Genomic DNA, 26,139 nt, shown 5'->3' with positions numbered 1-26,139 from the left:
CCCCTACGACCGACTGGTCACTCGACCCCGCCCCCGCCAGGGGCGGGGTCGTTCCATGCTCGGGCGGTGTCCCCACGCGAAGGCGGCGAGCCCGAGGAGCACCGGCCACAGCGCGAGCCGTTCCAGCGCTCCCGCAGCCCGGTCGTCCCCGGAGACGATGAAGCCGACCGCGGCGGTCGCGGTGACGATCCCGGTCGCGAGCAGGCCCGTGGCGAGCCGGGGTCGCTCGTCGCGCAGCCGGTGCCCGAGCAGGAGCAGCGCCAGGGGCTGGCCGACGAACAGCGGCCTCGCAGCGATCGCGTGGAGCGCGGCGTCCTGGTCGAGCGGCGCCAGCCCGGTGGCGTACGAGCTCACGCCCGACACGACGAGCAGGCCCGTCACCCACGGGCCCAGCGGGCGCGCGAGGAGCAGAGCCCCTCCGGCGAGCAGCACGCCGTAGGCCATGAAGGAGCCGTTCATCACCTCGTGGCGCGGTGAGCAGTAGGCCTCGCTGCAGCCCACCTCGCCGAGCCTGCTCACCGAGTCGGAGACGAAGCTGTAGCCGCCGGTGGTGGCGGCCGCGGTGACCACCTCCGTGAGGACGTACGTCGGTCGCAGCAGGAAGGCGATCGCGCCCAGCTGGGCGGCGCGGGAGGGGGCGTCGGGCACGCGGTCAACCTACTGGCGCGCCCCCTCTCTCGGGGTGGGGCGGGCGTTGCCAACGCCGGCGAGGAGGCGTAGACCGGAGCGATGACCACCACACCGATGGAGCCCGCGTCCGACCCCGAGATCGTGCCGTCCGGCGACCCCTCCGTGAACCCCGTCGCCCCCGGTGAGGACCCGGGCGCACCCGTCCCTGAGACCGAGCCCGAGCCGGTCTGAGCCGCGCGCTCCGTGGGCACCGACCTCGAGCGCTTCGTGCGCGCGCAGGACGACCACGGCACCTACGACCGCGCGCTCGCCGAGCTGCGCGCCGGCCGCAAGACGAGCCACTGGATGTGGTTCGTCTTCCCGCAGGTGGCCGGGCTCGGGCACAGCCCGACCGCGCAGGCCTTCGCGATCAGTGACCTCGCGGAGGCCCGGGCCTACGTGCACCACGACGTGCTGGGCCCGCGGCTGCTCGAGTGCTGCCGCGCGCTGCTCGACCTCGGCGACGACCGCACCGCCGAGCAGGTGCTGGGCGGCACCGACGCGATGAAGCTGCGCTCGTCGATGACGCTCTTCGCGCTCGCCGACCCCGACGAGCCGACGTACGACGCGGTGCTGGCGCGGTTCTTCGGCGGCGAGCAGGACGAGCGCACGCCGCCCCTGCTGGTGTGAGGGTCACACGTCGGTCTCGATCGTTCGCCTGCCGGATGTCGGCGCGGAGACGTAGCCTTCCCGCGGCCCGTCGACTCGGGTCGTCAATCCAGCAGGGGGACCATCCGTGAAGCTCAAGTCGATCGCACTGTTGCTCGCCGGCACCGTTGGGGTCACTGCTGTTGCAGTGTTGGCACTCGTTGCAATCCTCGATCTGGTCAACCCCTTCGACACCGACCGCGTCGACCGCAGCCAGCCCCCGCTCCTCGAGTCGATCGAGGACGTCAGCGAGTACAGGGCTGCCGTAGGCAACTTCCAGGTGCTCGTCGATGTCGAGGACGATGTCAACTGGGTGCCGAGCTTTCTCGCCGGCGAACGCTCCCTCTTCGTCGCCACCGGGACGGTCGACGCCTACGTCGACTTCTCCGGTCTGAGCAAGGACGACGTGGTGCTGTCGAAGGATGGCACCAAGGCGACCATCCGACTGCCAGAGGCGGAGCTCGACGAGCCGAATCTCGACCAGGAGGAGACCTACCTCTACGACCAGGACCGCGGTCTGGTCAATCGCGTCCAGGACGCCATGTCCACCGACGACCAGAGCGAGATCTACCAGCTGGCCGAGGACAAGATCCGCACCGCCGCAGATGCTTCAGAACTCCGCGCCCAGGCACGCGAGAACACCGAGACCTTCCTGATCGGCCTCGGCAAGTCGCTTGGCGTCGAAATCACGATCGCGGCCTGACCGGTTCCGAACCAATCCAGTCGTCTCCGGCGTCCTGACGTCGTCACCCAGGAGTACCTGATGCGCATTCCCACCTTCCTCTCGATGTTGCTCGCAGCACTCGTGCTCGCGCCGCCGGCGCAGGCAGTGGGTGAGCCCCCGCCGCGCACCGGCTCCATCGCGGTCTCGGTCCGCGCGGATGACGGCGTCGTCGAGGTCGACACTGGCTCGTGCAGCACGCCGATCCGGTTCTCCGTGCGGCCGGGAGTGCTTCCCAATGGCGGGTCATACGACGTCGTCGCACGCCTGCGTGACAGGGCAGGCACGAGCTTCGGTGCTGACAAGTCGTGGATCGACGGTGACGAGACCTACCGAGGCAGCATCACGCCGCGTTGCGGTGAGGGACTGGTCTCGGGTCGCTACACGATCTCGGTCGATGTGGTGATCAACGACGACGCCGTCTCCCCCGTCGAGCGGCGCACGGGCTCAACCACCGTGCGCCTGTCGGTGACCCGGCCGGCGCTCACCAGGTTGGTGGTGTCGAAGACGCCGTACGGCTCGGCTGGGTGGCAGTGGACGGGCAGGCTGACCAGCAACGGCAGGCCACTGGCAGGTCGTCGCATCGAGCTGTGGTGGGACCTGGCGCGGTGGGAGAACTACGGCGTGACCAAGACGACGAACGCCTCAGGGACCGCCCGCTGGGTCTCCAATCCCGACGGAGCCATGGGCGGCATCCACTTCCGTCTAAGGTTTCGTGGAGCCACGGGCTTGTCCGCTTCGCAGTCCGCGATCTTCGACCTAGCTCCGCGCTAGCAGGACGAGCGCACGCCGCCCCTGCTGGTGTGACGACCTTCATGCCTATGCTCGCGACATGACGATCCAGCAGCCGACCGACCTCACCCACGCAGCGATGCTCGGTCTCGGGGTCCACCGCCCCGAGCGGGTCGTCACCAACGACGAGATCTGCGAGGTCCTCGACTCCACCGACGAGTGGATCCAGACCCGCTCGGGCATCAGGACGCGGCGCTTCGCCGGCGAGGGCGAGACGCTGATCGGCATGTCGATCTCGGCGGCCGAGAAGGCGCTCGCGGCGGCCGGCGTGGGCGCCGAGCAGATCGGCTGCGTCATCGTCGCCACCTCGACCCACCCCGAGCACACGCCCGCCTCCGCGCCCCAGGTCGCCACCGCGCTGGGCATCACCGCGGCCGCCTTCGACATCTCCGCCGGCTGCGCGGGCTTCTGCCACGCGCTCAACCTGGCCGCCTCGATGGTGCGCTCGGGCGCGGAGTCGCACGTGCTGGTCATCGGCGTCGAGCAGCTCAGCCGCTTCATGGACCCGACCGACCGTGGCACCGCCTTCATCTTCGCCGACGGAGCCGGCGCGGTCGTGGTGGGACCGTCGGAGCAGGCCGGCATCGGCCCGACGGCGTGGGGCTCCGACGGATCGCAGGCACACGTCATCACCCAGACCCCGAGCTGCATGGGGGTTCGCGACCACTCTGGCGCGGACCACCCGGTCGTGCAGATGGAGGGCACCGCGGTCTTCCGCTGGGCCCCCTTCGCGATGGCCGAGGTGGCCCACGAGGCGCTGCGGCTGGCGGGCGTCTCCGTCGACGAGCTCGACGCCTTCATCCCGCACCAGGCCAACCTGCGCATCACCCAGACGCTCGCGCGCAACATCAAGCTCCCCGAGTCGGTGGCCGTCGCCACCGACGTCATCGACTCCGGCAACACCTCGGCCGCCTCGGTGCCGCTCGCGATGGAGGCGATGCTGCGCCAGGACCAGGCGTCCGTCGGCGACACCGCGCTGCTGATCGCCTTCGGTGCCGGCCTGAGCTATGCCGGCCAGGTCGTGACGCTCCCGCCGCTGGGCTGACCACTGTGCGGTGATCCTGATGCGGCATCCGCACCAGGATCACCGCGCTGTCGTCGCGATCCCCGGATATCCGGGGATCCCGACAGCCGCGAGAGCTGCAGCCAGCAGCCGAGAGCAGCCGTCAGCGCCGCGCGAGCCGGTCCGCCACGACCGCCCACACGTCGGGGTCGATCCCCATCCCGATGTGGGTGGAGAAGACCTCGACGTGCTCGGCGTCGGGCGAGGTGTGGTCCAGGCACGCCTGCCACGACACGATCCCGTCGCGCCGGGAGAACATGATCGTCAGCGGCACCGGGATCGGGCCGGTCGCGTCGAGCCGCTCCGCGACGCGGTCGCCGTCGGGGTCGGGACCGCGACGGTAGGCGCGCGCGACGGTCGTGTGCCGCGGGCCGCCGGTGACGGGGGTGCCGTAGGTGATGACGCGGCGTACGGCGTCGGGGTGCCGTCGGGCGACCTCGCGCGCGATCACCCCGCCGAGGCTCCAGCCCACGAGTGAGGCCGGCGAGCCCGACTCCTCGACCAGCTCCAGCACCCGCCGCGAGAGCCGCTCGACGTCACGCCTCGGGTCGCCGGTGTTGGTGCCGAAGCCCCAGCCGCGGGCGTCGTACCCGAGCCGCTTGAGGTAGGCGCGCAGCGGTGCCCCGGACAGCTCGGGCGCCTTCCAGCCGGGGATGTCGACGACCAGGTGGCCGTCGCCGCGCGGGGCGGTGGACAGCCGTGGCAGCGCCCCGACCAGGCGTACGCCGTCGAGCACCGAGCCGAGCTCACGCAGCGCCGCGCGGGTGGTCGGCGGACCGGTGGGGTGCCCGAGGGCATGGGTGTCGGCACGGTGCCGCGCCCGCGAGCGCACGCCCGTCGCAGCCAGGAGGTGGTGGCCGGACAGCGGCAGGCGAGGCATGCCGCGACTGTACGACGACCGCACTGGGGACCTAGGTCCCCCGCAGCTCCGGACCTTCGCCCGATCACCCGCGGCGCCCGGGACCCGAGGCTTGAGCCATGACCCTCCCGCTCGTCCTCGTCCCTGCCCTGCCCACGCACGAACGCTGGTTCGTCCAGTCGCAGGCCGCCGGGGACTGGTCGTTCTTCCTCTCCCCGCTGCCCCTCGTCCTCACCGCGGCCGTCGTCGCCGTCACCGTGGTGTGGCGCCTCCTCGCGCTGCGCGTCGAGCGCCCCGAGCTGCCGTTCCTGCAGCGGCTCGGCGGGCTGGTGCCGTGGGTCCCGCGGTTGCTCGGCATCCACCTCGGCGTCGCGCTCCTCGCGCTGGCGGCGACCGGGGCGTTCATCACGCCGTCGATCGACCACTTCGAGGGGGCCGGCAAGGTGCTGCTGCTCGTCGAGGCGGCGCTGGGCATCTGGCTGGTGACCGGCTGGCAGCTGCGCGCCGCGTCCGCGCTCGTGCTGGCCCTCGCCCCGGCCCTGGCCGTGGTCGGCGGATGGACGGCGCTCGGCGAGTGCGCGAACCTCGCGGCCGTCGCGGCCTTCCTCGTCGTCGTACCCCCCGGGCCTGACGCGCACGGCGCGGCGCACCCCTCCCGCGCTCACCTGCGCTGGGCGCTGCTGTGGCTGCGCCTCGGTGTGGGTGTCGCGCTGATCGTGCTGGCGTTCTCGGAGAAGCTGACCAACCCGGGCATGGCGATCGACACGCTCGAGCGCTACCCCGCCCTCGACGTCTTCTCGCTCGTCGGCATCCACCTCTCGCCCGAGACCTTCGTCGCGGTCGCCGGTGCGACCGAGCTGCTCTTCGGCCTGCTGGTGATCTCTGGGGCGTTCCCGCAGGTGGCCGTGCTCGTCGCGATGGTGCCCTTCAACGCGACCCTGCTGCTCTTCGGGCAGACCGAGATGGTCGGGCACCTGCCGGTCTACGGCGTCTTCCTCGCGCTCCTGGTCTACGGCTCGTCGGCCGAGACCGCCGCGTCGGTGCGCTGGCTGCCGGGGCGGCGGGCGAGCCGGGTCGCGGTGCCGGCCAGCGCGGCCTGAGGCCGTTCGCCGGTTCGTCTGACAGCCCGCGGGCGCCGTGTGAGCATGGCGCAACCTCTAGCCACCACCGACCATGGGGACCTCATGTCATCGCTCCACCGCCTGTGGGCCACGGCGCTCGCCGCCACGATGCTGGCCCTGGTGCCGCTCGCCCCGGCCGGCGCCGCGTCGGTCGCCTACGTGGTCGACGGCGACACCATCCGGCTGAGCTCGGGGACCTATGTCCGCCTGATCGGCATCGACACCCCGGAGGTCGGGCAGTGCGGCTAACCCGGCGAGCGTCGACGACCGGGACCGCTACGGCCGGCTCCTGCGCTACGTGCGCGTGGGCGGTCGTGACGCCGGGCTCGTCCTGGTCCGGCACGGCCTGGCCAAGGCGCGCTACGACAGTCTCGACGGCTACGACTGGCACCCGCTCCAGGACCGCTACCGCGCCGCCGACGCGACGTCCCGCGACGTCTGCTGACCTCAGGCCAGGGCGCGCACGTCGCCGCGCAGGTGCTGGTGCGCGACGCTCCGCCCGGCAGCGGCGAGCAGCAGCCACTGCACCGTCCCCTCGACCCGGCGACCCGACCCCCACTCCCAGTCGGCGTCGGTGGCGACGAGGTGGAGGTGGCGCAGCCGCGGGCCGAGCGGCATGCGCCTCGACCACCAGATGACTCGCTCGAGCGCGGCCACTGCCGCGTCCGTCGGCGCACGATGGTCGATGTCGAGCGGGACGCAGATGTCCTGGGTGTGGATCAGTGTGTCGAGCAGCGCCTCCCGCTCGGTGACGCCCACCGCGGTGCGCCGCGAGCCGGCGAATCCGCGCAGCGTCGCGATGATCTCCGGGTGCGTGAGCGGGCTGTCGATCGCGCTGGTGCGGATCGTGGCGTTGTAGCGCAGCCCGGAGCGCAGCGCCGGGCGGAGGATGTCGCGGATGCCGGCCTGCGCGAAGCAGAGGTGCGCGGCCACGTCGCGCACCGTCCATGCGTCGCACAGCGACGGCACGCGCCACGCGTCGTCCGGCAACGTCTCGAGGATGTCGGCGAGCGCCGCGCGCTCGGTGTCGATGTGGTGCCAGATCGCGTCGCTGTCCATGACGCACCTCCTCCACGAAATAGTCAGGTTCTCTGACTAATATGGACCCGTGCCCGACCAGTCGTCAACGCCCAAGCTGGGAGTCCTGATGTACGTCGCCTCGCGCTCGCTGGAGGCCCGGGCCTACGACGCCGTGGTGGCGGCGGGCGCCACCGACCTGACGCCCACCCAGGCCCGCCTGATCGCGCAGATCGACCCCGACGGCACCCGGGTCGTGACCCTCGCCGCGCGCGCCCGCACCACCAAGCAGTCGGCCACGTCCATCGTCGACCAGCTCGAGCGCGCCGGATACGTCGAGCGCGTCCCCGACCCGGCCGACGGCCGCGCCAAGCTCGTACGCCTCACCGACCACGCCCGCGAGGTCGGTGTCGCCGCGCAGGTCGAGGTGGACCGGGCGCTGGGGGAGTGGGAGGCGCACCTCGGCGCCGACCGGATGCGGGACCTGGAGGACACGATGCGGAGGCTCCGGGAGATCACCGACCCGTGGGCGTAGGGGCCGTCGGCCCTTCAGGCGCCCTCGGTCAGTGACGCGACGGGCAGCCAGTCGGCGCCGAGGAGCTCGGCGAGGTCGGTGAGGCCGGTGGTGTCGCTGCCGACGGTGTCGGAGGCCGCGGCGATCCGCTCGACCATCACCCTGCCCACCTGCTCCTCGACGGTGCCCTCGGCGTAGGCGATGTGCCACGGCGAGACCTGGTGGTCGCGGTGGGTGCGTCCGGTCACCTGTCGTCCGGCGATGCCCGAGAAGCGCGCCTGGTGGAACAGGCCCACCCGCGGTTCGGTGCTCGCCCGGCTCCCGTCGGCGAGAGCCTCGCCGGCGTGCAGGCTGATCGAGGCGACCGTGGTGAAGACGCAGACCTTCGCCTGCCCGGTCTGGAACCGCAGCCGCTCGGCCTCGGGGTCGAAGCGGTCGCGACCGTAGATCGAGGCGACCTCGATGCCGGAGTCGCGCAGCCGGTCGGCGATCGGGTCGGCGGCGGTCGCGACGAACTCGACCGAGCACGCCACCTGCCGCTCGGCCTCGACCTGCTGGGCGATCCACGCGACCGTGGAGTCGACGCGGATCAGCCCGGCCTTCTGCCGGAAGCGCAGCAGCGCGGCCCGCCCCTTCGCGACGTTGCGGCCCCGGCGGGCGAGGTCCATCTCGCGGCAGAACTCGCCCCACTCCGCCTCGTACGCCGACCGCTCCGCCGGTGTCAGCGCCACGGGCATGCCGGAGATGGGGACCGGTCCCCACGGCGCGGCGCGGTGCAGCATCGCGGGAGGTCGCTCCTCGTCGAGCCAGCCGCGCACGAGCTTGAGGTCGGCGGCCCGCCGCGCGGGGTCGGTGGTCCACGTCGCGCCGTAGCGCCCGTGCTCCACGCCGACGCCGTGGCGCTCGAGCGCAGCGGCGAACGCGTCACCGGGCTGCGTCGCGGAGGTCCACTCCTTCATCGGCTCGCCGAGCACCTGCGCGTAGGCAGGCGCGAGGTAGGGCAGCTCGAGCGGCGTGTGCCCGGGCGTCGCGGTGGTGGCGATGACGAACGGGGCCGTGTCGTGGGGCTTCCCGTGCCCGGAGATCCGTGCCCAGAGCTTCCACCGCTTCGTCGTCGTACGCCGCAGGGCATGGGCCTCGTCGGCGATGATCACGTCCCACGTGTGGTCCTTGACCTTGTCCAGGCGGTCCCACGTGATCACGACCCACTCCAGGCCGCCGTCCCCCAGCGCGGTGATCGTGCGGCACCAGTGGCCGATCGTGATGGCGGCGGGCCGGTCGGCCACGACGAGCACACGGCGCGCGCCGCGGAGGTCGCCCACCGCGATCGCCCCGAGGACCGCGGAGATCGTCTTGCCCACGCCCGGCTCGTCGGCCAGCAGGAACTGCCGTCCACCCGCCTCGGCGCGCGCAGCGATCGCATCGGCGGCCTCGAACTGGATGCGCCGCGGCTCGAGCTCGTCGGTCGGCTCGGGGCTGGGCGTCGGGTCGTCGGGGTTGAGGGTGTTCTCGATGAACCGGCCGAGCGTGTGGGGCCCCGGCGAGTACGCCGCGAGGTGCGCGGGCAGGGCGGCGCCGACGTGGAGGTGGGTCCTCACGGCCGGGTGCCACGTGGCTCCGTCGACCTGCGTCCCGTAGGGCACGTCGAGCACCCACAGCCGCTCGCCCGGCCCCGCGACCGGCAACGAACGCGGCTGGCGCGTGCCGCTCCTGCGGGAGGACGTCGTGCGCCGGCCGGCTCCGGGACGACGACGACTGGCCACCCCCGGACGCTACCGGGCTCTCCCCGCCGGTCGGCGCGGGCTCGCCCTGCGGCCCAGCGTCAGCGCTCGTCCTCGAAGACGACGTGCCCTGCCGGCAGCAACGAGCGGTCGTACTCGCTCGTCAACGCGCTCTCCAGGACGCTGCGCACCCGGTCACGCTGCGACTCGTCGCACTCGATGCGGACGCACTCGACCATGCCGACGCGCTCGTGCCCGGAGCTGAAGCCCGCGTGCGCGAGCGCGGCCTCGGCGGTCACGGGATCGACGCCGTTGGGGATCGCGAAGGCAACGGTGTGCGTGCGCGGGTCCCTCAGGTGCGCCTCGCGCTGGGCTCCCTCGCGGACCCAGTTGCGCAGGAAGAGGTTGATGGCGATGGTGCCGCCGACCACGACCACCACCAGGAGCAGGAGTGCTGGTGCCATGATCTCTCCTCGGTCGCTGGTGTGGGGATCTCTCGACTATGCGCCCAGCAGTGGGGCACCGACAGTGCCACCTGTCTCCTGTCGGGGGGTCTCTGGTCCCGGGCGCGTCGCAAACAGGGCCCGGACATGCGTCCCGCGCGAGCCCGTCAGGCTCGACCGGCGTCCTCCACACCCCGCCCCGCACCCCGGACCCACTGTCGGTGCCCTCTGGAAGAGTTCATCCATGACGGCGATCGCGCACTGGGACGACCACCACGTGGTGGCCCTGTCGCGGCTGCTGGAGGTCGACCTCGCCAGCGTGATCGACCGCCCGATGTGGAGCATGTCGGCCAAGGACGCCGAGGCGTCGCTGCTGTCGCTGACCCGGGTCCGGAGCCAGCTCGACGCCTTGCTGATGCGGGTGCTGCGGCAGGCGGAGGCGGTCGGCGCGGGCATGGACACCGGTGCGACCTCGACGACGAGCTGGTGGTCGCACGCGACGCGTACGACCCGCGCGGAGGCCCACCGCATGGCCCGGCTGGCCACGGCGCTGGACGACCACGACGAGGTCGCGCAGGGCTTGGCGGCCGGAGGCCTCCGCACCGACCAGGCGCGCGTGATCACTGATGCGGTGGACGCCCTGCCGGACGAGGTCGAGGACTGGGTGCCCGCCGCGGCGACCTCGTTCTTGCTGGACAAGGCCGTCGAGCACGACGCGAAGGAGCTGCGGGTCCTGGGGCATCGGTTGCTCGAAGCGGTCGACCCCGAGGCCGCGGACGCCGAGGAGGCGCGGCGTCTGGAGAGTGAGGAGGCCGACGCCGAAGCCGCGGCGTCGTTCACCATGACCGACGACGGGCACGGCGTCTGCCACGGGCGATTCACCGTCCCGTCGCGGCACGGGGCCATGCTCGCCAAGGAGCTGAAGGCTCGCGTCGCACATGCCGTCAGGATGAGCTCTACGGGCGATGAGCGACCGATGCTCACCCGGCACCGGATGGGCGCGGCGTTCATGGACTACGTCGAGGCAAGGTCGACGAGCCCGGTGCCCAGGTCGGGCGGGGTTGCCGCGACGGTCGTGGTCACCATGGACCTCGAGACGCTCCTCGGCGGCATCAGGGCCGCGTCGCTCGACACCGGGGGTCGCATCAGCGCGGGCGAGGCGCGCCGGCTGGCCTGCACCGCGGGCATCATCCCCGCCGTGCTCGGCGGTCCGAGCGTGCCGCTCGACGTGGGACGCAAACGTCGTTTCCACACCGAGGCGCAGCGGGTCGCGATGGGCCTCCGCGACGGAGGCTGCACCGCGGCCGGCTGTGACGCTCCGCCCGCGATGACCGAGGCCCACCACGACGAGGTGTCCTGGGGCCGCGGCGGCGGGACCAGCGTCGAGAAGGGCCGGCTGCTCTGCCCGGCCCACCACCGCCGCATCCACGACCCGGCGTTCCAGCACTCCCTCGACAAGCACGGCAAGGTCCGCTTCGCCAGACGGACATAAGAGGAAGGCTCAGCCCCGCAGGCGTACGGACAGGCAGGTCACGCAGCCCTCGAGCTTCTCGAACTCCGTGATGTCGACGGCGACCACCCGGAGCCCGCGCGACTCGTACAGCGCCCGAGTGCGCGGTGCGCTGGCGGCCATCAGCACGGTCGAGTCGTCGAGCACCACGACGTGCGCGCCCGGCTCCTCCGGCACGGCGACGTACGACGACCAGGCGCCCGGGTCGTCCACGACGGGGTCCCAGCCCACGACCGTGCCGTCGGGCAGCGCGGTGACCGCCGACTTGAGGTGCAGGGCCTTCGTCAGCGGGACACCCACGACGGTGGCCCCGAGCGGCGACAGCAGCCGAGCGAGCTGGTCGATGCCGGCCTGGTTGGTGCGCCCTCCCAGGCCGACCCACACCGTGCCGTCGTGCTTGAGGACGTCGCCGCCGTCGAGGGTGCCGGGCGCCTCGATGTGCGCGATCCGGAGGCCCAGGTCGCGCAGGGTCTGCTCGGTGCCGGCGGTCTCCGGCTTGCGCTCATCAGCGCCGGGGCGCGTGATCACGGCCAGGTCGGCGTACATCACCACGGTGTCCTCGACGAAGACCGAGTCCGGGAAGTCGGGCGCCGGCGGCACCTCGACGGTCTTCCAGCCCTCGGCCTGCAGCGCGGCGACGTAGGCCTCCCACTGCCGCAGCGCGAGGTCGACGTCGACCGGCACGCGGTCGATGTGGGTCAGCAGCCCGTCGGCGAGGCGGGGGCTGGGGCGGCGGACGAGGGCGCGACGGTTCACGCCACCGATCCTCCCAGCACCCCCGCCCGCCGACGAGCAGGCCAGACGTCAGGCCGACCGCTCAGGCGAGGTTGACCGTGACCGTGTTGGAGCAGCTGCTGGCATAGCTGTTGAGCACGCTCTTCTCCGCCGAGTCGGCCGACAGGCCCCAGCGGATCTTCACCGCGACCCACTCCGCGACGTAGCGGCACTTGTCGTAGGTGGGCAGCCAGGTCGCGGGGTCCTGGTCGCTCTTGGCCTGGTTGACGTTGTCGGTGACGCCGACGAGCGTGCGGTAGTCACCCAGGTCGTTGGCGTACGCCTCGCGCCGCGCCGAGGTCCAGCCGCTCGCGCCGGAGCCCCAAGCCTCGGCGAGGGGCACCATGTGGTCGATGTCGACGTCGGAGGCGAGCGTCCAGGAGACGCGGTCGTAGTAGGAGAACCAGCGTCCGCTGGCCACCGTGCACCTGCCCGACGTCGTGTAGGTGATCGGGGTGTCGGTCTCGGCCTCGCTGATGAGGACCTCCTGCCGGGCGTTCTGGCAGTCGCCGTCGGCGTCGACCCAGTGCTTGAAGAGCGTGCGGTCGTAGCCGGTGTTGGCCTCCGACGAGGTGGGGATCGCAGCGACGCCCTGGGCGAGCGAGCCCGAGAAGGTGGATGCCGCCTCTGCCGGGGCGAGGGGACCGACGAGCAGCAGTGCGGTGAGGGCGCTCAGGAGAGCGGCGGTGGGACGGGACAGCAACCGAGAACGAAGCATGGGGGCTCCAGCTGTGAAGGCAGGCCGAGTACCTGCGGCGCGCTGTTCCTACCTCCTGGACCACTGATTCGCAGGCGAACTGGCGTCCCGACACGCGATGTTCGAGCGGTGTTCGACCCGCGGTCGGGCCGTCCGGCCCTGGGCCGGACGCGGGCGGCGAGGGAGAGTGGGCCCATGACCGAGCAGCAGCACTACGAGGTGGTGCGTGAGTACTCCGACTTCGAGCTGCGGCGCTATCCCGACCACGTGGTGGCCGAGACACGGGTGACCGGGTCGTTCGAGGGCGCCGGCAACGCCAGCTTCCGGCGGCTCGCCGGCTACATCGGTGGCCGCAACGCCGCTTCCCGCAAGGTGGCGATGACCGCGCCGGTGGTGCAGGAGGCCGAGGACGAGGCCGCCGGTCGCTTCGTGGTCGGCTTCGTCATGCCGGCCGAGCTCGACCGCGCCAGCGCGCCGGACCCGTCCGACCCCGACGTCCAGCTCCGTTCGGTCCCGGCGCAGACGGCAGCCGCGCTGAGGTTCTCCGGACGCGGGAGCGCTACGACGAGCACGCCCGCCGCCTGTACGCCGCACTCGACGCGGCCGGCATCGAGGCCGTCGGTCCCCCGCGGTTCGCGCGCTTCGACCCGCCGTGGACCCCGTGGTTCCTGCGTCGCAACGAGGTCGTCGTACCGGTGAGGCCGCCGACAGCCTGATCGCGAGGCGGCTCATGCGGGCGCGATGAGCGGCTCGCCGTCGACGACCCGCTGGCACACGTCGTGCACCGTCAGGTGGTGCGCGCGGGCGTAGGACCGCAGCGCGCAGAACGCCTCGTCGGGGCTCACCCCGTCACGGCCCACGAGGAACCCCTTGGCGAGCTCGATCACCAGGCGAGTCCGCAGGGCGGTCTCGAGCTGGCGGGAGCGCATCTCTGCCTGCTCCATCGCGACGAGGGCCGAGCTGGGACGCAGGTTGCACACCACGCCGCGCACCGTGGGGTCGTCGAGGAGGTTGGTGAAGGCGGCCTCGGCCCACCGCCAGTCGTGGAACGCCTGCACCCGGACCGCGGCCGGCGGGTGTGCCCCGGGGTGGGCGACGACGTCCTGGAGGAGCTGGCCCAGGGCTGGACGGTCGTCGTCGTGCAGCAGGTCGACCACCGAGGTGCCGACGAGCGTGTCCTGGTCCCACCCGAACAGCGTCTCCACGGCCGGGCTGGCATAGGTGATCACGGCGTCGTGCCGCAGCAGCAGCGCCGCGTCGGTGGAGCGCTCGAGGAGGGGCCGGATCGCCGACCCGAGGTTGGTGGACACGCCCACGATGGCGACGAGCCGGCCCTCGCGGTAGACGCCCGCGTCGGTCACCAGGGCGGGGAACGTGCTGCCGTCCTTGCGCCGCACCGGGAAACCACCCGACCACGGGACGCCGTCGCGCAGCGCCGCCATGATCTCCGCGCCGACGTCCTGGCCCACCTCTGACACGGTGACCTCGGCGACGTCGCGGCCGACCACCTCGTGCGCCGCCCAGCCGTACAACCGCTCCGCGGCCTCGTTCCAGTAGACGATCGTGCCGGCGGGGTCGGTCGTGATCACCGCCTGCCCGATCGCCGCGAGCTGTTCCTCGGCGCTGATGCACTCCTCCTGGCCCATGGACCCATCGTGCGCCGTGCGCTGGTGCGACGGCAGGGTCCAATGACCTCCCGCCGGGCCCGCTGCAGCGGGGAGCTCAGCGGCTCCGGAGCACCCGCGCGGCGTGGACGGCCGAGGAGTAGCGCCACTGGCGGGGTGCGGGCACGGTGGGGGCCGGCGAGGACACGAGCGCTGACGCCCGTGCTCCCCCCGACGCCGACCCCTCCGCTGCCCCCCCGTCCTGGGCGCGTACGTCGCTGATGTCGCCGCGCATGCGCTGCTCGAGCCACCGCACGACGACCTCGGTCTCCGAGGTCACCCGGCCCAGGCAGATGCCGTGCACCAGCGCGCTCGCGACTGTGGTCACCGCGACCCCGGCGTCCTGCGCCCACCGGTCCAGCACGGCGAGCGACTCGCGCGACCCCACGCCGTAGCGGAGCATCAGGACTCCTCTGGCCTGGTCCACGACGCTGCGGTCCGACTCGTTGACGAAACGATGCATGCCCACCCTCCGGGACGATCGATGACATGCCACCGGGGGTCTGGGGTGGGGCTCCCGTGTGATCGGGAGCACAGTGCTGCCAACGAAGGTAGCAAGGGTCGGCAGGGCCGACAAGGGTCCGACGGCTACAGCCCTGCGACGACCTCGGTGCCCTGCTTGATCGCCCGCTTCGCGTCGAGCTCGGCGGCCACGTCGGCCCCGCCGATCAGGTGCGCCGAGCGGTGGTCGAGGACGTCGTAGAGCCCACGCACCGAGTCCTGTCCCGCGCACACCACGACGGTGTCGCACGCGACCACGCGCGGGGTGCCGTCGACGATGACGTGCACACCCTGGTCGTCGATCCGGTCGTAGGTCGCGCCGCTCACCATCGTCACCTTCGACTGCTTGAGCACCGCGCGGTGCGCCCAGCCCGACGTCTTGCCCAGCCCGATGCCGATGGGCGTCGTCTTGCGCTGGATCAGCGTCACCTCGCGCGCGGGGGTGCGCGGCTTGGCCTCGGTCAGGCCGCCCTCGTGGAGTGCGGGGTCGCCGACGCCCCAGTGGGCCATCCAGTCGTCGAGGTCCTCGGGCTCGTGGGTGAGGAAGACGCTCACGTCCACCCCGATGCCGCCGGCGCCGATCACCGCCACCCGCTTGCCGGGCACGACCCTGCCGCTCAGCACGTCGGCGTACGACGCGACGCTCGGGTGGTCGATGCCGGGGATCTCGGGCATCCGCGGCTCGACGCCCGTCGCGACGACGACCTGGTCGAAGACGGCGAGGTCGTCGGGGGTCGCGCGGGTGGAGAGGCGTACGTCGACGCCGAGCACCTCGAGGCGACGGGTGAAGTAGCGCAGGGTGTCGGCGAAGTCCTCCTTGCCCGGCACCGCCATCGCGAGGCGGAACTGGCCGCCCAGCTCGGGCGAGGCCTCGAAGAGCGTCACCGCGAAGCCGCGCTCGGCCGCGCTGGTGGCGGCGGCCAGGCCGGCGGGACCGGCGCCCACGACCGCGACGGTCTGCTTGCGCATCGTCGGGGTCAGGACGAGCTCGGTCTCGTGACAGGCGCGCGGGTTGACCAGGCACGACGCGCGCTCGTTCGAGAACACGTGGTCGAGGCAGGCCTGGTTGCAGGCGATGCAGGTGTTGATCTCGTCGGCGCGCTCGTCCATCGCCTTGGCGACGAAGGCCGGGTCGGCGAGCAGCGGGCGCGCCATCGAGACCAGGTCGGCGTCGCCGCTGGCGATGATGTCCTCGGCGAGCTCGGGGGTGTTGATGCGGTTGGACGCGCAGACCGGCACCTCGACGACCTGCTTGAGCCGCGCGGTGTAGGAGCGCCAGGCCCCGCGCGGCACCTGGGTGATGATCGTCGGCACCCGGGCCTCGTGCCAGCCGATGCCGGTGTTGAAGACGGTGACGCCGGCCGCCTCCAGGTGCAGCGCGAGCTCGGCGGTCTCCTCCCAGGTCTGGCCGCCCTCGACGAGGTCGAGCAGCGAGATGCGGTAGACGATGGGGAAGTCGTCGCCGACCAGCTCACGCGAGCGTCGTACGACCTCGACGGGGAAGTGCATGCGGCGCGCGGCCGAGCCGCCCCACTGGTCGTCGCGGTCGTTGGTGCGCGCGGCGAGGAACTGGTTGATGAGGTAGCCCTCGGAGCCCATGATCTCGACCGCGTCGTAGCCGGCCTTGCGCGCCAGCGAGACGCTCTTGGCGAAGGCGGTCGCGGTGTGGTCGACCTCCTTCGACGACATCGCGTGCGGCTTGAAGGGCGTGATCGGCGACTTCTTGTCCGACGCGCTCTGCGAGAGCGGGTGGTAGCCGTAGCGGCCCGCGTGCAGCACCTGCAGCGCGATCGCGCCGCCGGCCTCGTGCACCGCGCCGGTGACGCGCTGGTGACGCATCGCGTGCAGGCGGTTGGTCATCTCGGAGGCGAAGGGCTTGAGCCAGCCGCGCTTGGTGGGCGCGTAGCCGCCGGTGATGATCAGGCCGACGCCCCCGCGGGCGCGCTCGGCGAAGAACTCGCTGAGCTTGTCGATGTCCCACGGGTGGTCCTCGAGGCCGGTGTGCATCGAGCCCATCACCACGCGGTTGCGCAGCGTGAGCGCGTCCGGTCCGGCGCCGAGGGTCAGCGGCTCGAGGAGGTGGGGGTAGGTGGGGTGCGTCATGCGGATGCCTCTCCATCGATGCGTACGTCGTGGGCCTGCAGGTAGTCGGTGAACCAGTCGATCCAGAACCGCTCCATCCGGATCCCGCCGCGCAGCACCAGCCACTGGTCCAGGCGGGCCTCGTCGAGACCGGTCGGGTCGGGGAACTGCTCGCGCTCGAGCCGCTCGTAGTGCGCCAGCCGCGTGGCGTGGTCGGCGCGGAGGTCGAGGAGGTGGGCGGTGAGCCGCGCGCGGTCGCCGTACGACGCCCCGCGCAGCTTGACCGCGACCTCGCTGCGGAAGGTCTCCATCGGCATGGGCTCCGCGAGCCAGTCGGCGAGCGCGCGGCGGCCCGTCGCCGAGGGGGTGTGCACCCGCTTGTCGGGGCGGCCCTCCTGCTCGACGACCTCGACCGTGACCCAGCCGTCGGCCTCCATCCGCGCGAGCACGCGGTAGATCTGCTGGTGGGTGGCGTGCCAGAAGAAGCCTAGCGACTTCTCGAAGCGCTTGGTCAGCTCGAGGCCGCTCGCGGGTCGCTCGCTGAGCGCGACGAGGAGGGCGTGCTCGAGGGCCATGGGGAGCAGTGTGGCCGACCTATGCAACGAGTTGCAAGAGGGGGTGGCGCGCGTCACTTCCCGCCGCGCCGCACCCCTCGCGACCGTGACAGTGGAAGTGTCATGATCCCCGCATGACGTACGAGCTGGGGCACGGCACCGGACCGCTGCGGGGCGTGAAGGTGGTCGAGGTCGCGGGCATCGGGCCGGGGCCGCACGCGTGCATGCTGCTCGCCGACCTCGGCGCCGACGTGATCCGCATCGACCGCCCGGGCGGGGGCTGGTTCAGCATGGGGGACAAGGACGTGCTCAACCGCGGCCGCCCGAGCGTCGCGCTCGACCTCAAGCACCCCGACGCCGTCGCGACCGTGCTCGACCTCGCCGCACAGGCCGATGTGCTCGTCGAGGGGATGCGCCCCGGCACGCTCGAGCGCCTCGGCCTCGGGCCCGACGAGTGCCTGGCGCGCAACCCGCGACTGGTCTACGGCCGGATGACGGGGTGGGGCCAGGACGGCCCGTGGAGCCACGCCGCCGGGCACGACATGAACTACGTCGCCACCGCCGGCGTCCTGCACGGCCAGGGCCAGGACCGCGACCGGCCGCACTTCCCCACCAACCTGCTCGGTGACTTCGGCGGCGGGTCGACGTACCTCGTCATCGGGGTCCTGGCGGCCCTGCTCGAGGCGCGCACCAGCGGTCAGGGGCAGGTCGTCGACGCCGCGATCGTCGACGGCACCGCCCACCTCAACGCGATGGCGTGGACCTTCGCCGCGCTCGGCGTCGCCTCCGGGGAGCGCCGCTCGGGGCTGCTCGACGGCGGCACCCCGTGGTACGACCTCTACGAGACCGCTGACGGGCAGCACATGAGCGTCGGCGCGCTCGAGCCGCAGTTCTGGGCCGAGCTGGTCGCCCGCATCGGCGTCGAGCTGCCCGACCGCGACGACCCGACCCAGCTCCGCGCGCTCCGCGCTGCACTGGCCGCGCGCTTCAAGGAGCGGACGCAGGCCGAGTGGAGCGAGGTCTTCGACGGCACGGACGCGTGCGTCGCCGCCGTCGTACCCCTGGCCGACGCGCCGCGGCACCCGCACCTCGCCGCCCGCGGGACCTACGTCGAGCGCGACGGCGTCACCCAGCCGGCGCCCGCGCCGCGGTTCTCCCGCACCGGCGCGACGATCGGTGCGACCCCGGACCGTCCCGGCGAGCACACCCGCGAGGCGCTGACGGCCTGGGGGATCGGCGACGTCGACGTCCTCCTCGCCTCGGGCGCGGCGACCCAGGCCTGACGTGTAACTCATAGTTACAGACGCTCGGGAGGTCGCCTACGCTGGCGGGGTGAGCGACCACGTCGACGTGCTGATCATCGGGGCCGGCCTGTCCGGCATCGGCGCCGCCGCACACCTGGCGAAGGACCTGCCGGCGACGACGTACGCCGTGCTGGAGCGGCGCGCGGCCAGCGGCGGCACGTGGGACCTGTTCCGCTATCCCGGCGTGCGCTCGGACTCCGACATGCACACCCTGGGCTACCGCTTCCGGCCGTGGCGCGGCGACACCGCGCTCGCCGACGGCGCCTCGATCCTCGACTACCTGCGCGACACCGCCCGCGAGTTCGGGGTCGACGAGCACGTCCGCCACGGCCACCACGTCCGCGCCGCCGACTGGGACAGCACCACCGCGCGGTGGACCGTGACCGTCGAGGTCGACGGGGAGCAGCGCACGATGACCGCCGACTTCCTCTGGGCGTGCAGCGGCTACTACGACTACGACGCCGGCTACACGCCGCACTTCGCGGGGCAGGAGCGCTTCGCCGGGCAGGTCGTGCACCCCCAGCACTGGCCCGACGACCTCGACCACGCCGGCAAGCGGGTCGTCGTCATCGGCTCGGGCGCCACGGCGGTCACCCTCGTGCCGGCCCTCGCCGACTCGGGCGCGGCCCACGTGACGATGCTGCAGCGGTCACCGACGTACGTTCTCCCGGTCGCCAGCACCGACGCCCTCAAGCGGCGGCTGACCTCGCTCGTCGGGGAGCAGCGGTCCTACGCGGTCACGCGCTGGAAGAACGTCGCGGTGCAGTCCGCGCTCTACCAGCTCAGCCGGCGCCGGCCCGCCCTCGTGCGCGGGCTGGTGCGCAAGGCCAACGTCGCGATGCTGCCGCCGGGCTACCCCGTCGACACCCACTTCCGTCCGACCTACGACCCGTGGGACCAGCGGATGTGCCTGGTGCCCGACGGCGACCTGTTCCGCGTGATCAAGCAGGGCCGGGCCGACGTCGTGACCGACCGGATCCGCACCTTCACCGAGACCGGTCTCGAGCTCGAGTCGGGCGCGCACCTCGACGCCGACCTCGTCGTCACCGCCACCGGCCTCAACGTGCGCGTCTTCGGTGGGGCGACGCTCAGCGTCGACGGCGAGGTCGTCGAGCCGTCGCAGACCATGGCCTACCGCGCGATGATGCTCTCGGGCGTGCCGAACTTCGCCTTCACCATCGGCTACACCAACGCGTCCTGGACGCTCAAGGCCGACCTCGTCGCGGAGTACGTCGTCCGCGTGCTGGCGCGGATGCGCGCCACCGGCACCCGGTCGGTCGTCCCGGTGCGCGACGAGTCGGTCGCCGAGGTGCCGCTGATGGACTTCGACGCCGGCTACGTCCAGCGGGTGGTGCACACGCTGCCGCGCCAGGGCACCGTCGCCCCGTGGGCGCTCAAGCAGAACTACCTCTACGACGCCCTCGCGCTGCGGCGGGCCCGGCTCGACGACGGGGTGCTGCGCTGGTCGTGACACGGTGTCGCGATCCCCGGATATCCGGGGAAGCTCGAGCCTCCACCCCGAAGCTTCGGGGGTGAACCTCCAGTTTCCCCGGATATCCGGGGAAACCGACAGAGCCCCAATGCCGAGCCTAATGGAAGCGCTCCCACAAATATGACCGAGATGCGCGAGCGACCATTGACACCTCGATGTGACGGCCGCCATAGTGAGCCGCGGACGGAAGTGGAAGCGCTCTCACACCTTCTCCCACCGTCCACTCCCGGCCCGGGCGACCAGTCCCGGCATCTCGCAGGACGGCAGGAGTGCAGTGGTGCAGACATCAGGGCAGACATCAGGTAGGCCTTCGAGGCCCCGGCGGGTCCGACTCGCCACGAGCGCCCTGCTGGCGCTCACCCTCGCGACGACGGCGGCCGCGTGCGGCGGCGGCGGCGACGAGGGCACGACCGCGGACGGCAAGATCAAGCTCACCGTGGCGACCTTCAACGAGTTCGGCTACGAGGAGCTCATCGACGAGTACAACGCGATGCAGGACGACGTCGTCGTGGAGCAGAAGAAGGCGGGCACCGCCAACGAGCACCAGGACAACCTCTACACCAAGCTCGCCGCGGGCTCCGGCCTCTCCGACATCGAGGCGATCGAGGTCGACTGGTGGTCGGCGCTGATGGAGCAGTCCGACGCCTTCGCCGACCTCTCCGACCCCGAGGTCGAGGGCCGCTGGCTGGACTGGAAGGCCGAGGCGGCGACCACGCCGGACGGCAAGCTCATCGGCTACGGCACCGACATCGGCCCCGAGGGCATGTGCTACCGCTCCGACCTGTTCAAGAAGGCCGGGTTGCCCACCGACCGCGAGGAGGTCGCAGCGCTCTTCGCCGACTGGGACTCCTACTTCGAGACCGGTCGCCAGTTCGTCAAGAAGGTGCCCGGCACCGCGTGGTACGACTCCTCGGGCGGCACCGCGCAGGCGATGATCAACCAGGTCGAGTACTCCTTCGAGGACGAGGACAACACCGTCATCGCGGCCGACAACCCCGAGGTGAAGGCGGTCTTCGACGCCGTCACCCAGAATGCCGCCGACGGCCTGTCCACCGGCCTCACGCAGTGGAGCGAGGACTGGACCGCGTCCTTCCAGGACGACGGCTTCGCCACCATGGCCTGCCCGGGCTGGATGCTCGGCGTCATCGAGGGCAACGCCGACGGCGTCGAGGGCTGGGACATCGCCAACGTGTTCCCCGGCGGCGGCGGCAACTGGGGTGGCTCCTACCTCACGGTCCCCGCGCAGGGCGACCACATCGAGGAGGCCAAGGCGCTCGCCGCGTGGCTCACCGCGCCCGAGCAGCAGATCAAGGCCTTCGAGGCCAAGGGCACCTTCCCCAGCCAGGTCGACGCCCTCGACGACCCGACCCTGACCGGCGCGACCAACGCGTTCTTCAACGACGCACCGACCGGCGAGATCCTCGCCGAGCGCGCCGAGGCGGTGCCGTTCATCGCCCACAAGGGACCGAAGTTCGCCGACATCAACACCGCGTTCCAGCAGGCCATCCAGCGCGTGGACGAGGGCAAGGAGTCGCCCGACGAGGCCTGGGACTCCTTCCTCGCCGACGTCGAGCGGCTGGGCTGAGTCGATCCCGATGGAAGCAGCGCCCACCGCAGTGAACCCTGCAGTGAACCCCGCGGTGAACCCTGCCGCGGCGCCAGTCGGGGACACCGGTGCGCCGGTGCCCCCGACTGGGGCGCGGCCCACCGGTGCCGGTCCCCGGCCCGCGTGGCGGCAGGCGATGACGCGGCTGGACACCAGGCTCACGCCCTACGTGTTCGTCTCGCCGTTCTTCCTGCTCTTCCTGCTGGTGGGCATGTTCCCGCTCGGCTACACCGCGTGGGTCTCGGTCCACCAGTGGGGCCTGCTGTCGGGCCAGGGCGACTACGCCGGCCTCGACAACTACCGCCGCGTCCTGGAGGACCGCTACTTCTGGAACGCGCTGCGCAACACCTTCAGCATCTTCCTGCTCTCCTCGATCCCGCAGGTGCTCGTCGCGCTGGGCCTCGCCGGCCTGCTCGACACCCAGCTGCGCGGGCGCACCCTGTGGCGGATGAGCGTGCTGCTGCCCTTCGTGGTGGCCCCGGCCGCGGTCGCGCTGATCTTCGGCAACGTCTTCGGTGACCGCTACGGCCTGGCCAACGAGGTGGTGCAGGCCGTCGGGCTCGACCCGATTCGCTGGCACGTGGACACCCTCGCCAGCCACGTCGCCATCGCCTCGATGGTCAACTGGCGCTGGACGGGCTACAACGCGCTGATCTTCCTCGCCGCCATGCAGGCCGTGCCGCGCGAGCTCTACGAGTCCGCCGCGCTCGACGGCGCCGGACGCGTACGCCAGTTCCTGTCGGTGACGGTCCCGATGATCCGCCCCACGCTGGTCTTCGTGGTCATCACCTCCACCATCGGTGGCCTGCAGATCTTCGCCGAGCCGCGCCTCTTCGACACCCAGGGCCTCGGCGGCTCCGACCGGCAGTACCAGACGCTGACCATGTACCTCTGGGAGCTCGGCTGGCGGGTGCGCGACCTCGGCATGGCCTCGGCCGTGGCGTGGCTGCTGTTCCTCATCATCGTGGTCTTCGCGGTGCTCAACCTGGCGATCAGCCGCCGGGCCGGATCCCTGCGAGGTGCCCGATGAACCGTCGCCCCGGCTACCTGGTCTACGGCCTGCTCACCGCCTTCGTGCTCGGCTCGTGCGCGCCGCTCTACTGGTCGTTCCTCGTGGGCTCGCACAGCCGCGAGGTGCTGACCAAGCGGGTGCCGCCGCTGATCCCGGGCGGCCACTTCTGGGACAACGCGCAGCGCGCGTTCGACGCCGTACCGTTCTGGAAGGCGCTGGGCAACAGCCTCGTCGTCTCGGGCACGGTCGCCACCTCGGTCGTCTTCTTCTCCACCCTGGCCGGCTTCGCCTTCGCCAAGCTGGCGTTCAAGGGACGTACGCCGCTGCTGGTCTTCGTGGTGGCCACGCTCGCGGTCCCCACCCAGCTCGGCGTGATCCCGCTGTTCATCGTGATGGCCAAGATCGGCTGGGTCGGCTCGCTGTGGGCGCTGATCGTGCCGGGGATGGTGACGGCGTTCGGCGTGTTCTTCATGCGCCAGTACCTCCTCGACGCCGTGCCCGACGAGCTGATCGAGGCCGCGCGCGTCGACGGCTGCTCGGTCTTCCGCACCTTCTGGAGCGTCGCGGTGCCCGCCGCCCGGCCGGCCGCCGGGATCCTGTGGCTGTTCACCTTCATGGCCACCTGGACCGACTTCTTCTGGCCGCTCATCGTGCTGCCGGCCAGCAACCCCACGGTCCAGATCGCACTCCAGCAGCTCCAGAGCGGCTACTACGTCGACTACAGCCTGGTGCTCGCCGGCGCCACGGTCTCGACGGTGCCGCTGCTGGTCCTCTTCGTCCTCGCCGGTCGCCAGATGGTCGACGGCATCATGCAAGGAGCAGTCAAGGGATGACCGTCCAGACCTGGCCCGTCGCCACGCCGAGCCCCGACCAGCGCGCCGTCCGCTTCCCGCGCGACTTCGCGTGGGGCATGGCCACCGCGTCCTACCAGATCGAGGGGGCCGTCGACGAGGACGGACGTACGCCGTCGATCTGGGACACCTTCTCCCACACGCCCGGGGCCGTGCTCGGTGGCGACACCGGCGACGTCGCCTGCGACCACTACCACCGGATGCCGGCCGACGTGGACCTCCTCGCCGACCTCGGTGCCACGACGTACCGCTTCTCGGTGGCGTGGCCGCGGGTGCGCCCGGACGCGGGGCCGGTCAACGCGGCCGGCCTCGCGTTCTACGACCGCCTCGTCGATGCGCTCCTCGCGCGCGGCATCGCGCCGTGGCTCACGCTCTACCACTGGGACCTGCCCCAGGTCCTCGAGGACGCAGGGGGCTGGACCAACCGCGACACGGCGCACCGCTTCGTCGACTACGCCACCGCGGTGCACGACGTGCTGGGCGACCGGGTGCCGACGTGGACGACGCTCAACGAGCCGTGGTGCTCGGCGTTCCTGGGCTACTCCGCGGGCCACCACGCCCCGGGGCGGCAGGAGGGGCCCGCGGGCCTCGTCGCCGCGCACCACCTGCTGCTCGGCCACGGCCTGGCCGCTGCCGAGCTGCGCAGCCGTGGCGCCGACGGCGTCGGCCTGAGCCTCAACCTCACCGTGCCCGACCCCAGCGACCCGTCCGACGCGGTCGACGTCGACGCCGCGCGTCGCATCGACGGACTGCACAACCGGCTGTTCCTCGACCCGGTGCTGCGCGGGTCCTACCCCGCCGACGTCCTGGGGGACACCGCCCACCTGGAGTGGCAGGGCGCCCCGTGGACCGACGTCGTGCGCGACGGCGACCTCGAGGTCATCTCCACCCCGATCGACGTGCTGGGCGTGAACTACTACCACGGCAACGAGGTGTCGGGTCATCCGCGCACCGACGTCGTGGGCCTCGACGCCGACCACCCCGACCGCGTCGCGCTGTCGCCGTTCGTGGGCTCCGAGCACGTCACCTTCCCCAGCCGCGGGCTGCCCCTGACCGACATGGGCTGGGAGATCCAGCCCGACGGGCTGCACCGGCTGCTGCGCCGCCTGCACGACGACTACCCGCACCTCCCGATCCACCTCACCGAGACCGGCGCCGCGTTCGCCGACCGGCCCGGCGCCGACGGCGAGGTGCACGACCCGGACCGGATCGCGTTCCTCGACTCCTACCTCCGCGCCGTGCACCGCGCGATCGAGGAGGGCGTCGACGTGCGCGGCTTCTACCAGTGGTCGTTCATGGACAACTTCGAGTGGGCCTTCGGCTACGCCAAGCGCTTCGGCCTGGTCTACGTCGACTACGAGACGCAGGCGCGCACGCCGAAGTCGAGCGCACGGTGGTACGCCGCCGTGGCCCGTTCGGGCGAGCTGCCGCCGCCTGCCGCCGGTCCGGGTGTGGAGGAGATGGCCGCGCCGGGGCCCGCGGGCGACTAGCGTGGCGCGGGTGAAGACGCCACACGCCGGGTCACCCACCCTCGACGAGGTGGCTCGCGTCGCAGGCGTGTCGCGGGCGACCGCGTCGCGGGCGATCAACGGCGGGCAGCGGGTCAGCCCGCGCGCCCAGTCGGCCGTCGACACCGCGGTGCGCAGCCTGGGCTACGTGCCCAACCCGGCGGCCCGCAGCCTCGTCACGCGGCGTACGGACTCGATCGCGGTCGTGGTGCCCGAGCCCGACGACCGGGTCTTCTCCGACCCCTTCTTCGCCGGCACGCTGCGGGGCGTCAACCGGGTGCTCGCCGAGCGCGACATCCAGCTGGTGCTGCTGCTCGCCCGCCCGGGCGCCTCGACGGCGCGCACGCTGCGCTACCTCACCAACCGCCACGTCGACGGCGCGCTCGTGACCTCGCACCACCGCGACGACCGGCTCGCCGAGCACCTGGCCGACATCGGCCTGCCGTGCGTCTTCGGCGGCCGGCCGTGGACCGGCGGCGACCGCGTGGCCTACGTCGACGTCGACAACACCGCCGGCGAGCGCGAGGCCACCGAGGTGCTCATCGCCCGTGGCTGCACCCGCATCGGCACGATCGCGGGGCCCGCCGACATGACCGCCGCGGCCGACCGCCTCGAGGGCTGGCGCAAGGCGATGGCGATGGCCGGCCTGCGCGACGACGCCGTGGTCCACGGCGACTTCACCGAGGCCAGCGGCGAGACCGCGGCCCGCGAGCTGATGCAGCGCCACCCCGACCTCGACGGCCTCGTGGTCGCCTCCGACCTCATGGCGGTCGGGGCCCTGCGCGTCCTGGCCGAGCTCGGCCGTCGCGTGCCCGACGACATCGCGGTGGTCGGCTTCGACGACCTCGGCGTCAGCGAGCGCACCACCCCGCCGCTGACCACCGTGCGGCAGCCGGTGGAGGAGATGGCCGAGCGCGCCACCCGCCTGCTGCTCGAGCGGGTGGACGCGGCCGACGGGGCGCACCCGATGCGGCTGATCATCCCGCCGACCGTGGTGCGGCGCGCGAGCGCCTGAC

At 72.3% G+C, this 26,139-nt stretch carries 27 protein-coding genes and 2 pseudogenes; 18 read left to right on the top strand and 11 right to left on the bottom strand.

Annotated features, from left to right (window positions below):
- Positions 1-3: 3 nt before the first annotated feature.
- The gene (locus ASG76_RS12160; RefSeq protein WP_056603390.1) at positions 4-648 is read right to left on the bottom strand and encodes a DUF998 domain-containing protein; all 645 of its coding nucleotides are present in this window, start codon (positions 646-648) and stop codon (positions 4-6) included.
- 81 nt (positions 649-729) lie between these two features.
- On the opposite strand from ASG76_RS12160, the gene ASG76_RS19750 reads away from it, so the two are divergent.
- The 5 genes from ASG76_RS19750 to ASG76_RS12140 all read left to right on the top strand — a co-directional run bounded on the left by ASG76_RS19750 (position 730) and on the right by ASG76_RS12140 (position 3,875).
- A complete protein-coding gene (locus ASG76_RS19750) occupies positions 730-861 on the top strand; it encodes a hypothetical protein (RefSeq protein WP_268788361.1) in 132 nt (43 codons plus the stop codon).
- Positions 862-873: 12 nt separating this feature from the next.
- On the top strand, positions 874-1,299 hold the full coding sequence (locus ASG76_RS12155) for a DUF1810 domain-containing protein (RefSeq protein WP_056603387.1): 426 nt from the start codon (positions 874-876) through the stop codon (positions 1,297-1,299).
- A 106-nt stretch (positions 1,300-1,405) separates the two neighbouring features.
- A complete protein-coding gene (locus tag ASG76_RS12150; RefSeq protein ID WP_056603384.1) occupies positions 1,406-2,020 on the top strand; it encodes a DUF4230 domain-containing protein in 615 nt (204 codons plus the stop codon).
- Between the two features lie 60 nt (positions 2,021-2,080).
- Positions 2,081-2,812 carry a hypothetical protein gene (locus tag ASG76_RS12145; RefSeq protein WP_056603381.1) on the top strand — a complete coding sequence of 244 codons (732 nt, stop codon included), beginning with the start codon at positions 2,081-2,083 and terminating at the stop codon, positions 2,810-2,812.
- A gap of 58 nt (positions 2,813-2,870) precedes the next feature.
- On the top strand, positions 2,871-3,875 hold the full coding sequence (locus tag ASG76_RS12140; RefSeq protein ID WP_056603378.1) for a beta-ketoacyl-ACP synthase III: 1,005 nt from the start codon (positions 2,871-2,873) through the stop codon (positions 3,873-3,875).
- Between the two features lie 121 nt (positions 3,876-3,996).
- Here ASG76_RS12140 and ASG76_RS12135 read toward each other — a convergent pair whose 3' ends face one another.
- Positions 3,997-4,773, bottom strand: coding sequence for an esterase/lipase family protein (locus ASG76_RS12135; RefSeq protein WP_056603375.1), 777 nt, complete (start codon positions 4,771-4,773; stop codon positions 3,997-3,999).
- Positions 4,774-4,871: 98 nt separating this feature from the next.
- Here ASG76_RS12135 and ASG76_RS12130 point away from each other — a divergent pair, with 98 nt between their 5' ends.
- The 3 genes and pseudogenes from ASG76_RS12130 to ASG76_RS19120 all read left to right on the top strand — a co-directional run.
- On the top strand, positions 4,872-5,852 hold the full coding sequence (locus ASG76_RS12130; RefSeq protein WP_056603372.1) for a hypothetical protein: 981 nt from the start codon (positions 4,872-4,874) through the stop codon (positions 5,850-5,852).
- 84 nt (positions 5,853-5,936) lie between these two features.
- The gene (locus ASG76_RS19405; protein ID WP_056603368.1) at positions 5,937-6,122 is read left to right on the top strand and encodes a thermonuclease family protein; all 186 of its coding nucleotides are present in this window, start codon (positions 5,937-5,939) and stop codon (positions 6,120-6,122) included.
- A 22-nt stretch (positions 6,123-6,144) separates the two neighbouring features.
- Positions 6,145-6,318 (top strand): annotated as a pseudogene (locus tag ASG76_RS19120) (hypothetical protein); the annotation flags it as partial.
- Positions 6,319-6,320: 2 nt separating this feature from the next.
- Here the strand turns inward: ASG76_RS19120 and ASG76_RS12120 are convergent.
- Positions 6,321-6,932, bottom strand: a complete 612-nt coding sequence (locus ASG76_RS12120; RefSeq protein WP_056603365.1) for a maleylpyruvate isomerase family mycothiol-dependent enzyme — start codon at positions 6,930-6,932, stop codon at positions 6,321-6,323.
- A gap of 49 nt (positions 6,933-6,981) precedes the next feature.
- On the opposite strand from ASG76_RS12120, the gene ASG76_RS12115 reads away from it, so the two are divergent.
- Positions 6,982-7,425 (top strand): MarR family winged helix-turn-helix transcriptional regulator, encoded by a 444-nt coding sequence (locus tag ASG76_RS12115; protein ID WP_200948160.1) that lies wholly within the window; start codon positions 6,982-6,984, stop codon positions 7,423-7,425.
- A gap of 14 nt (positions 7,426-7,439) precedes the next feature.
- Here the strand turns inward: ASG76_RS12115 and ASG76_RS12110 are convergent, their stop codons facing one another.
- Both ASG76_RS12110 and ASG76_RS12105 read right to left on the bottom strand, forming a co-directional pair.
- Positions 7,440-9,167, bottom strand: a complete 1,728-nt coding sequence (locus ASG76_RS12110) for a helicase (RefSeq protein ID WP_082587474.1) — start codon at positions 9,165-9,167, stop codon at positions 7,440-7,442.
- A 59-nt stretch (positions 9,168-9,226) separates the two neighbouring features.
- The gene (locus ASG76_RS12105) at positions 9,227-9,589 is read right to left on the bottom strand and encodes a hypothetical protein (RefSeq protein ID WP_056603359.1); all 363 of its coding nucleotides are present in this window, start codon (positions 9,587-9,589) and stop codon (positions 9,227-9,229) included.
- A gap of 223 nt (positions 9,590-9,812) precedes the next feature.
- Here ASG76_RS12105 and ASG76_RS12100 point away from each other — a divergent pair, with 223 nt between their 5' ends.
- On the top strand, positions 9,813-11,060 hold the full coding sequence (locus tag ASG76_RS12100; RefSeq protein WP_056603356.1) for an HNH endonuclease signature motif containing protein: 1,248 nt from the start codon (positions 9,813-9,815) through the stop codon (positions 11,058-11,060).
- A gap of 9 nt (positions 11,061-11,069) precedes the next feature.
- On the opposite strand, the gene ddaH is transcribed toward ASG76_RS12100, so the two are convergent.
- Together ddaH and ASG76_RS12090 are read right to left on the bottom strand one after the other, a co-directional pair.
- On the bottom strand, positions 11,070-11,834 hold the full coding sequence (gene ddaH / locus ASG76_RS12095) for a dimethylargininase (protein WP_056603353.1): 765 nt from the start codon (positions 11,832-11,834) through the stop codon (positions 11,070-11,072).
- 61 nt (positions 11,835-11,895) lie between these two features.
- Entirely contained in the window at positions 11,896-12,570 is a 675-nt protein-coding gene (locus ASG76_RS12090) for an HNH endonuclease family protein (RefSeq protein WP_056603349.1), read from the bottom strand.
- Between the two features lie 174 nt (positions 12,571-12,744).
- Between ASG76_RS12090 and ASG76_RS12085 the strand changes: the two are divergent.
- Positions 12,745-13,265 (top strand): annotated as a pseudogene (locus ASG76_RS12085) (SOUL family heme-binding protein).
- 12 nt (positions 13,266-13,277) lie between these two features.
- Here the strand turns inward: ASG76_RS12085 and ASG76_RS12080 are convergent.
- From ASG76_RS12080 to ASG76_RS12065, 4 genes are all read right to left on the bottom strand, one after another.
- Complete coding sequence (locus tag ASG76_RS12080; protein WP_056603346.1) at positions 13,278-14,195, bottom strand: PAS domain S-box protein; 918 nt, start codon at positions 14,193-14,195, stop codon at positions 13,278-13,280.
- Between the two features lie 76 nt (positions 14,196-14,271).
- On the bottom strand, positions 14,272-14,676 hold the full coding sequence (locus tag ASG76_RS12075; protein ID WP_082587473.1) for an ANTAR domain-containing protein: 405 nt from the start codon (positions 14,674-14,676) through the stop codon (positions 14,272-14,274).
- Between the two features lie 125 nt (positions 14,677-14,801).
- Entirely contained in the window at positions 14,802-16,817 is a 2,016-nt protein-coding gene (locus ASG76_RS12070) for an NADPH-dependent 2,4-dienoyl-CoA reductase (protein WP_056603341.1), read from the bottom strand.
- Positions 16,814-17,371: a PadR family transcriptional regulator gene (locus ASG76_RS12065; RefSeq protein ID WP_056603338.1), complete on the bottom strand. Its 558-nt coding sequence runs from the start codon at positions 17,369-17,371 to the stop codon at positions 16,814-16,816. The genes ASG76_RS12070 and ASG76_RS12065 overlap by 4 nt, the downstream gene beginning before the upstream one ends.
- Positions 17,372-17,484: 113 nt before the next feature.
- Between ASG76_RS12065 and ASG76_RS12060 the strand changes: the two genes are divergently transcribed.
- The 7 genes from ASG76_RS12060 (at position 17,485) to ASG76_RS12030 (ending at position 26,138) form a co-directional block, all read left to right on the top strand.
- Complete coding sequence (locus tag ASG76_RS12060; protein ID WP_056603335.1) at positions 17,485-18,633, top strand: CaiB/BaiF CoA transferase family protein; 1,149 nt, start codon at positions 17,485-17,487, stop codon at positions 18,631-18,633.
- 49 nt (positions 18,634-18,682) lie between these two features.
- Positions 18,683-20,125, top strand: coding sequence for a flavin-containing monooxygenase (locus ASG76_RS12055; protein ID WP_056603332.1), 1,443 nt, complete (start codon positions 18,683-18,685; stop codon positions 20,123-20,125).
- 298 nt (positions 20,126-20,423) lie between these two features.
- On the top strand, positions 20,424-21,731 hold the full coding sequence (locus ASG76_RS12050; RefSeq protein WP_056604398.1) for an extracellular solute-binding protein: 1,308 nt from the start codon (positions 20,424-20,426) through the stop codon (positions 21,729-21,731).
- Positions 21,732-21,888: 157 nt separating this feature from the next.
- Entirely contained in the window at positions 21,889-22,782 is an 894-nt protein-coding gene (locus ASG76_RS12045; protein WP_200948158.1) for a carbohydrate ABC transporter permease, read from the top strand.
- Positions 22,779-23,597, top strand: a complete 819-nt coding sequence (locus ASG76_RS12040) for a carbohydrate ABC transporter permease (RefSeq protein ID WP_056603327.1) — start codon at positions 22,779-22,781, stop codon at positions 23,595-23,597. The genes ASG76_RS12045 and ASG76_RS12040 overlap by 4 nt, the downstream gene beginning before the upstream one ends.
- Entirely contained in the window at positions 23,594-25,105 is a 1,512-nt protein-coding gene (locus ASG76_RS12035) for a GH1 family beta-glucosidase (protein WP_056603324.1), read from the top strand. Before ASG76_RS12040 ends, ASG76_RS12035 begins: the two co-directional genes overlap by 4 nt.
- A 10-nt stretch (positions 25,106-25,115) precedes the next feature.
- Complete coding sequence (locus tag ASG76_RS12030) at positions 25,116-26,138, top strand: LacI family DNA-binding transcriptional regulator (protein ID WP_056604396.1); 1,023 nt, start codon at positions 25,116-25,118, stop codon at positions 26,136-26,138.
- Position 26,139: the final 1 nt, after the last annotated feature.

The organism is Nocardioides sp. Soil774 (genome assembly GCF_001428125.1).
In the GTDB taxonomy this organism is placed as follows: Bacteria; Actinomycetota; Actinomycetes; order Propionibacteriales; family Nocardioidaceae; genus Nocardioides.
The sequence above is the reverse complement of the archived record's forward strand: the minus strand, read 5'-3'. Positions and strand labels throughout refer to the sequence as shown.